At 42.7% G+C, this 8,283-nt stretch carries 3 protein-coding genes; 2 read left to right on the top strand and 1 reads right to left on the bottom strand.

From position 1 onward, the window contains the following. Positions 1-292 precede the first annotated feature (292 nt). Entirely contained in the window at positions 293-2,824 is a 2,532-nt protein-coding gene (locus QUA27_RS26705) for a vWA domain-containing protein (RefSeq protein ID WP_333072013.1), read from the bottom strand. Positions 2,825-3,037: 213 nt separating this feature from the next. Here QUA27_RS26705 and QUA27_RS26700 point away from each other — a divergent pair, with 213 nt between their 5' ends. Both QUA27_RS26700 and QUA27_RS26695 read left to right on the top strand, forming a co-directional pair. Next, complete coding sequence (locus tag QUA27_RS26700; protein ID WP_333072010.1) at positions 3,038-4,024, top strand: AEC family transporter; 987 nt, start codon at positions 3,038-3,040, stop codon at positions 4,022-4,024. A 170-nt stretch (positions 4,025-4,194) separates the two neighbouring features. After that, a partial coding sequence (locus QUA27_RS26695; RefSeq protein WP_333072009.1) for an ATP-binding protein occupies positions 4,195-8,283 on the top strand: 4,089 nt, incomplete at its 3' end.

Below are 8,283 nucleotides of genomic sequence, written 5' to 3'. Positions count from 1 at the left end.
TAAAAAGCCTAAATTAATACCAAGTTAATCAGGATTGGTGAAACCATATATTTTACAATTGATTTAGGATTGCTATAGTGATGACTTGGCATAAAGCTAAAAGCTAAGCAATTGCCCACACTCAAACTCTTGTTCTACTCCCATCATAGAAGATTTGCGAGCGCTCCTTTCGTCTTGGCAACGTAACACTTGTCCCATCTACCTATTTCCTAGTCGCCACTGCTGCGCCTTTGCGGTTAATTTCAATGCGCCATATTTGAGCAAGGTGGGCAAATAATGCCCACCCTAATTCCTACTTCCCTACCGTGAAATACTCATTCTTAGCATACACGCTAATAATGCAGTCTCCGACTTCAAAAAACATCCCCTCTTGCTCATCTTTAGAAAATTGCAAGTTGCCGTATTTAGAATTAATTTCCTCAGCAGTCGCCGCTTTTGCCTCCATTTCATCCGGGATTAGTCCAGTAGAACCGATATAGAAAACCAGCGGTGAAACTTTTTCCCTGTACACTTTTTCAGCATAAGCTTCCAGTCGCTCATTCGCATTAGCTAAAGCAGCGACAAACTCCTCTCGCTTGACATCTTCTCCCTGCCATTTCGCTTGCAAAAGGCGCAGCAAACTATCTGCACCCACTTTAGCTAAAGTAGCGCTAACAATTCCGTTATCCTCCAACCCCAAAAACTCATCGAAAATCAGTTTCATCAAGTCGTCAACTTTGGTGATTTTTGTTCGGGATGACAGCGTTTTGTGTGCGAAAACAACAGGCTCATCTAAGGTGATGTCAAATGTCGGTTTTGCTAGCTTTTCGCCGGTGTTTTTGTGGTAAACTTCATAAAGGCGATCGAGGAATTTGTTGGCCGAGTGCAATTTGCCGAAGTTGAGGATGTTCTTGTTGCCGATGTCGATTTTGTAGCTGACTCGCGAATCTACTGAACCGTTGGCGATCGCACTTTTTAATTCCGTGTATTCCGTCGTCGTCGGAAAGTTGATGTAAAGGCTTTTTGACAGATAATGCTGTTTCAATTCTTCCAATTGTTCCGCAGTGTAAGCCTCGGATTCCTCTTTCAAATGAGCCGAGAGAATGCTAGAGAGAATTTTGATTTCTGCGAGTTCCTCAAACACTCCGTCAAGGCTGCCGTAACGCCCGTCAAAAGGCACTAGGGGCAAAGTCTCTAACTTTATATCGTACTCTGAACGGAAGTCAAATTCTTGCACGGGCGAACCGTCTTTTTCAAGGACACCGCATTTTTTGAGCAAATCAAACACTGGTTTGCTGCTGATTTTGGTTCGCAGCGACTTAATATTAACTTCGCCGTCGCTGACAATGGTATAATTGTTGAAAGTATTGAGGTCTGTAACTAGAATTCCCGCCGCTTCTGCGATTAAAGTTTCATCCTCAACTTTTACCAGCTTAGCTTTTCGGGTAATCAGCATATTGATGGTAGCGGTATTTTGATTGATGGCAAATGAGCCCATTTGCACGTATTCGCCACCATCTAAGAATTCAGTTTTCAGCCAAGGCTTGACAAGGTTGCCGTTTTCGTCTCGCTTTCCTTCAATTCGCTTCAAACCTTTTCGCTGATAATTTTCTTGCAAGTGTTTCAAGTTGATGATGATGCTGTTGCTGTTTTCCTCCAATATCTCGATTAACTCCAGCAGGGAAATTTTCTCGCTGACTTTTACCCGATCGCCAATTTCATGATTTTTCAACACCTCTGGCGCAAAAACAGCCTCTTCCAAATCTTCCGCAAACTCAGCTATTTGCGCATTTGTCAAAGCTTTCGCGTGTTTTTCCGCCAAAGTAGCGTCGAAGGTGCTCGCCAGCGCATACTTCGCCGTATTTAAATTGCCGTCAGCGAGGTTAGCTTTCGCAAAAGCAAACACCGACTCATCAGTTTGAGCAACGGGAACATCTAGTTTGTCATACTCATCTTTGGCGACTTTCTGATATTTGTAAAACAGTCCCCCATCGTCTGCTTTCAGCCCGCAGATTTTCAGAGTGTTCGATGAACCGTTGATTTTTTTGCCACTTTGGGAAACAAAAACTTGATAATCATATTCCTTAATTAACGGTTCTTCCAGCGGAGGTGCAACGGAACTGCCTAAAAGTTTTGTGCTGTCGTAAAGAGCATCGTAAACCATTTTGACTTCGCCAGCGCGGATGCAATTTCCCGATAATGTGTTTGCGATTTTGGAGAGAAGTTTGAAGTCAGCAGAGGCATAGGATATCGTGTTAGCAAACACATCCATGTCTTTGAGTTCTTCGCAAATTTCCCCTAGTTTTGCAGCTTCCGAATTGGCACTGGGGTCATTTGCATAGCCGTCTGTGTGCAAATTGATCGCTGTCATTTCTCCCGCTTTAACCAGAGATTTAGCGAGTTGCATCGACTGCGATATGCAGGTACAGCCAGCCGTGTGAATTTTTTGAATTTCTTTGATGTATTGAGAGTCAAGCTTCAGCACTTCTTGAATGGGAATTCGCTGGAAATGACAAATTACGTCCCCCTTGCTAGCATAGGAAATCAGGCTGACAATTAGCTGGTAATTGTTGTATTCGTCTAAGGTCAAAAGCTTGATTAGCGTTTCTTTCAGCGGTTCTAAGTCATAATACATTGAGCCGGAACGGTCGATGATGATGATGCTGTGAGCGACGGATTTTTCTGGGATATCGCCTGGTGTTCTTTCTAAATTAATGCGATCGACTAGATAGAAAGCCTTTGCGTTTCCGGCAAAATTGTAGAGGGTAAACTTGGTGCGAGTATTGGAGGCTGCTTGGCTGCTGGAACTTTTGACTTGAGATGATTGTTTTGCTTGCCGTGCCATAGTTTTCACCTATGTTGATTTTTTCCTCAACTCTATCGTGGCACGCGCTTCTGTGGATGTCAAGGCCTGTGTAGAAAATTATCTGCGAAGCTGAATAAGCATTAATATTTAGCGCTGCGGTGCCAGGGAAAACTGCGGCGCTAGGCTAAAGGTGGGCTATTTTGGCAAAAGTAGCGGATCTGCGTAAGTCGTTTAGTAAATATTTAGTCAATCATGGTTTATTTAGAAAATCCGCTGCTCAAACTTTATCTAAATCTGATCGGATGGGTGGCGTTGGGATTTTTTCTCGGCCGCCAGCTACCGAGAAGCTATTCTACATATTTAGCCAAGTTTCTTTTCTTCTTTGGCACGCCATTGAGCATTGTTGCTTTTATCCGCAGCGCCAATTTGTCTGGCGCTATTTGGATGGCGCCGCTGATAGCTTGGGCGGCAATTCTAGCAGGTGGAGGACTCGCTGGGATTTTGCTAAATTTCGGTGTCGGCGAGGAACGTTTCAAGACTCTTAATCGGAGCACCCAAAATAGCCCGGAACACACCAGCGCTTGGAGTTTGCCCACTCAAGGCAGCTTTTTATTGGCAACGATGGTTGGTAATACGGGTTTTTTAGGCATTCCCGTCACTTTGTCCTTATTAGGCGCGGAACACTTTGCCTGGGCGTTGTTTTACGACTTGCTAGGCACTACCATGGGAATCAATATACTGGGAGTTGCTATTGCTTCTCACTGCGGTAAAAGCGATCGGCGTCAGAGTTGGTTAAGTCCACTGCGGGCAATTTTTCAGAATCCGGCACTGTGGGCTTTTGGTGTAGGATTTGTCTCGCGCAGCTTGCCGCTGTCGGTACCTATCGAAGAATTGTTAACAACAGGCGCTTGGACTGTAATTACTTTAGCTTTAATGACGATCGGGATGCAGTTGAGCAAGTTGAATTCCTTGCACAACCTCAAACCAGTTTTGGCTTGTCTGGCGATTAAAATGCTGTTAATTCCCTTGGTAATTGGCACGGGATTAACGTTTTTTGGCATCGCGGGCGCGCCGCGACTTGTGCTAGTGCTGCAAATGGCAATGCCTCCTGCTTTTGGTACTACATTGCTGGCAGAAGCTTTCAATCTCGATCGCGAATTAGCCGTAACTGCGATCGGCCTCGGCTGTGTTAGTTTATTATTCACGATTCCAATATGGATGAGGGTATTTAATTTTTAAATAAAAGTGGATTGGTTTATTTTTAACAAGGCAATTTTGAGTGACTTAAATCACAATTACCAGCGATTTAGATCATATTAATTATACTTAACTATCACAGGAGTTGGAAACTATCTTCCCTTCTGTTAAGCTACAAACAGCCCGCCCATGAGGCAGATAATAAAAAAAATATGAAAACTCAAGATTTTACATTGATAGGTTATCAAACGATCGATCGCATTTACTCAGGAACTCGCACCCAGGTTTATCGAGCTTTCCGCATTCAGGACAAACAACCCGTAGTGCTCAAAGTCTTGCATAGCCAGTATCCCACCTTTAGCGAACTCGTGCAATTTCGCAATCAATATACGATCGCCAAAAACCTCAACTTGCCCGGAATCATCCAAACATACAGCTTAGAAGCCTACCACAACAGCTATGCGCTGGTAATGGAAGACTTCGGGGGAATTTCTCTCAAAGAATGGACTCAACAAGGGGAAACTCTACTCAATTTAAGCGAGTTTTTGCAAATGGCGATCGCACTCTGCCACACCTTAAATATTCTCTACCGAGAACGCATCATTCACAAAGACATCAAACCCAGCAACATTTTAATTAACCCGGAAACCAAACAAATCAAATTAATCGACTTTAGTATTGCATCTTTACTGCCACGAGAAACCCAAACCCTGCTTAATCCTAATGTTTTAGAAGGGACACTTGCTTACCTTTCTCCCGAACAAACCGGAAGAATGAACCGAGGAATTGACTACCGGACTGATTTTTATTCACTTGGTATCACCTTTTACGAATTACTGACAGGAGAGTTGCCATTTCAATCAAATGACCCAATGGAGTTAGTACATTGCCATATCGCCAAAGCTGCACCATTACTCCACGAAATTAACCCACAACTTCCATCTGTACTTTCAGAGATTGTCAGCAAATTAATGGCAAAAAATGCGGAAGACCGCTATCAGAGTGCCTTAGGTCTGAAATACGATCTAGAAAAATGTTTACGTCAACTTCAAGAAACTCAGAAAATTGAGAGCTTTAAAATAGCCCAAAGGGATCTGTGCGATCGCTTTCTCATCCCCGACAAAATCTATGGACGAGAAGCTGAAGTAGAAACCCTGCTACAAGCATTTGATAGAGTCAGTCAAGGTGTAACAGAAATGATGCTCGTTGCTGGTTTTTCAGGGATTGGAAAAACAGCCGTTGTCAACGAAGTGCATAAACCAATTGTCAGACAACGCGGCTATTTTATTAAAGGCAAATATGACCAATTTCAACGCAATATTCCCTTCAGTGCCTTCGTGCAAGCCTTCCGGGATTTGATGGAGCAATTATTAACCGAAAATGATGTCCAAATTCAGCAATGGAAAACTAAAATATTAGAGGCTGTTGGCGAAAATGGTCAAGTAATTATTGAAGTAATTCCTGAACTAGAAAGAATTATTGGTGGACAACCACCAGCGATAGAGCTATCAGGAACTGCGGCACAAAATCGCTTTAATTTATTGTTCCAAAAATTTACGCAAGTCTTCACCAGTGCATCACATCCATTAGTCATGTTTTTAGATGATTTGCAATGGGCAGATTCGGCATCGCTCAAGTTAATGCAGCTATTAATGGCTGATACAAGCCATCTTTTCCTTATTGGTGCCTACCGCGATAATGAAGTCAATCCAGCACATCCCTTAATGTTGACTTTGAATGAAATTGCTAAATCACAAGCAAAGATTAATACGATTACTTTAGCACCACTGAGTCACGAGCAAGTAAATAGGTTAGTGGCTGACACGCTCAAATGTTCGGAAGATGTAGCATGGCATCTTTCTGTATTGATTTATCAAAAAACCAAAGGAAATCCGTTTTTTGCCACACAGTTTCTCAAAGCATTGCATCAAGATGGATTAATCCAATTTGACTTTGAGTTAGGCTGTTGGCAATGCTATATATCGGAAGTGACGGCTCAAGCAGTTACAGATGACGTTGTAACTTTTATGAGTTTACAACTGCAAAAATTACCGCGATCGACTCAAGATGTCTTGCAGTTAGCTGCTTGTATTGGTAACTCTTTTGATTTAGCAACTTTGGCGATTGTTTCGCAGCAATCGGAAATTGAGACGGCTGCGGCTTTGTGGAAAGCTTTGCAAGAAGGGTTGATTTTACCGATAGGTGATGTTTATAAGTTTTATATCGGATCAGAAAATCAAGCACGTACATCGGAAAATCAACTGATTGTTACGTACAAATTATTACATGACCGAGTACAGCAAGCCGCTTATTCCCTGATTCCCGATGACCAAAAACAGACGACTCATTACCAAATCGGACAATTGCTGCTGCAACAGATTTCCGCACAAGCAAGAGAAGACCGGATTTTTGAAATCGTCAATCAATTAAACTACGGCACGGCTTTAATTAGCGAACAAACTCAACGAGATGAACTAGCACAACTTAATCTGATTGCCTGTCGTAAAGCCAAAAATTCTACCGCCTATCAAGCAGCGCGCGAATATGTCACAGTGGGGTTGTCTTTGTTGGGAGAAGACGCTTGGCAGGAGCAGTATGAAATGACCCTCGCCTTGCATGAATTAGCAGCGGAAGTGGCAATGTTATGCGGTAACTTTGACGTGATGGAACAGTTCATTGATACTGTCATTGAACAGGGACATTCCTTACTAGAAAAGGTTAATGTTTACTGCATTAGAATTCAATCGCATATTTCCCAAGGTAAATTGACTTCAGCGATCGCGATCGCCCAACCAGTCTTACAACAGCTTGGTGTCACCTTTCCTGAAACACCGACACCATCCGATCTTCAACAGGAAATCCAAGAGATTGAGGAACTCATTGGAGATAGGGAAATTGCCGATTTGGTTAACTTACCTGAGATGCGAGATGCCGAAAAACTCGCTATTCTGAAGATTGTCAATATCATAATCCCAGCAGCTTACCTCTCTGGCTCTGCGCTGTTCCCATTGCTGAATAGTTTGTCCGTTAAACTCTCAATTCAGTACGGTAATACATCGACTTCTGCTTTAGGCTATGCGACCTATGGCAATATTCTCTGCAATTTTTTACAAGCCATAGATACAGGAACGCAGTTTGGTTCCCTGGGACTCCAGATTATCTCAAAACTCGATGCCAAAGCGAGTAAAACAGATGTCTTGATGATCTTGGGGATATTTATTGTACACCGCAAATCTCACATTAAAGAAACACTACCACTCTTGCAAGAGGGTTATACCAGTGCCCTAGAATTTGGAAACCTGGTAATGGCTGGATATAATGGGCACACTTTTTGTCTCAATTCTTTTTGGTGCAATCAACCCCTGGCTACCTTAGAGCAGGATATTAGCGCCTACTGCCATAGTTTGATGCAATTAAATCAATTGACAACCGCAAATTATTGCCGGATTTATTGGCAGCCAGTTTTAAATCTGTTGGGTTTTGCAGAACATCCCACCCTTTTGTCTGGAAAAGCCCTTGAAGAAACAGAATTTATCCAGCAGCTACAGTCTGCCAATGATGGATATGGATTATATATTTTACATTTGTATAAATTAATGCTTTGTTTCTTGTTTGGAGAAATTGAGCCAGCGAAAAATCATGCTATTGAAGTCAGGCGCTATTTTATGGCTGGTGCGGGATTAGTCAGCGAACCAGTATTTTATCTTTATGATTCTCTGCTCATTTTGGCACAATTGAACCCAGGATTAGATGAAACATCAGCAGCATTGCAGAGTGTAATAGAAAACCAAACTAAGTTGCAACACTGGGCGCACCATGCCCCAATGAATTATCAGCATAAGTTTGATTTAGTAGAAGCGGAAAAATGTCGAGTATTAGGACAAAAAACCGCAGCGATAGAGTTATACGATCGAGCGATCGCAACAGCCAAAACCAACGAATATATCCAAGAAGAAGCACTTGCTAACGAACTCGCAGCTAAATTCTACCTTGAATGGAGAAAAGAAAAAGTAGCAGCCGGATATATGCAGGACGCCTACTATTGCTACGCTCGTTGGGGTGCAAAAGCCAAAGTCGCCGACCTGGAAAAACACTATCCCCAATTACTTGCCCCCATATTAAAGCAAACCCGTTCTCCCCTTTCCACCCAGGAAACCATCTTCACATTAGGAACTGTCACATCCATCAGTTCGGCTACTTCTAGTACCAGTGTCTCAGACACCCTAGATTTAGCTGCCATTCTCAAAGCTTCCCAAGCTATCTCCAGCGAAATCGAACTGTCCAAACTGCTTTCATCGTTG

It is taken from the genome of Microcoleus harperi Pol14_C6, assembly GCF_036701295.1.
In the GTDB taxonomy this organism is placed as follows: domain Bacteria; phylum Cyanobacteriota; class Cyanobacteriia; order Cyanobacteriales; family Microcoleaceae; genus Microcoleus.
Note: the sequence above shows the minus strand (reverse complement) of the source record. Positions and strands in the feature narration are given on the sequence as shown.

Coding starts and splice junctions, on each gene's coding strand:
- QUA27_RS26705 (WP_333072013.1), bottom strand. CDS start 2,824: ATGGCACGGCAAGCAAAACAATCATCTCAAGTCAAAAGTTCCAGCAGC.
- QUA27_RS26700 (WP_333072010.1), top strand. CDS start 3,038: ATGGTTTATTTAGAAAATCCGCTGCTCAAACTTTATCTAAATCTGATC.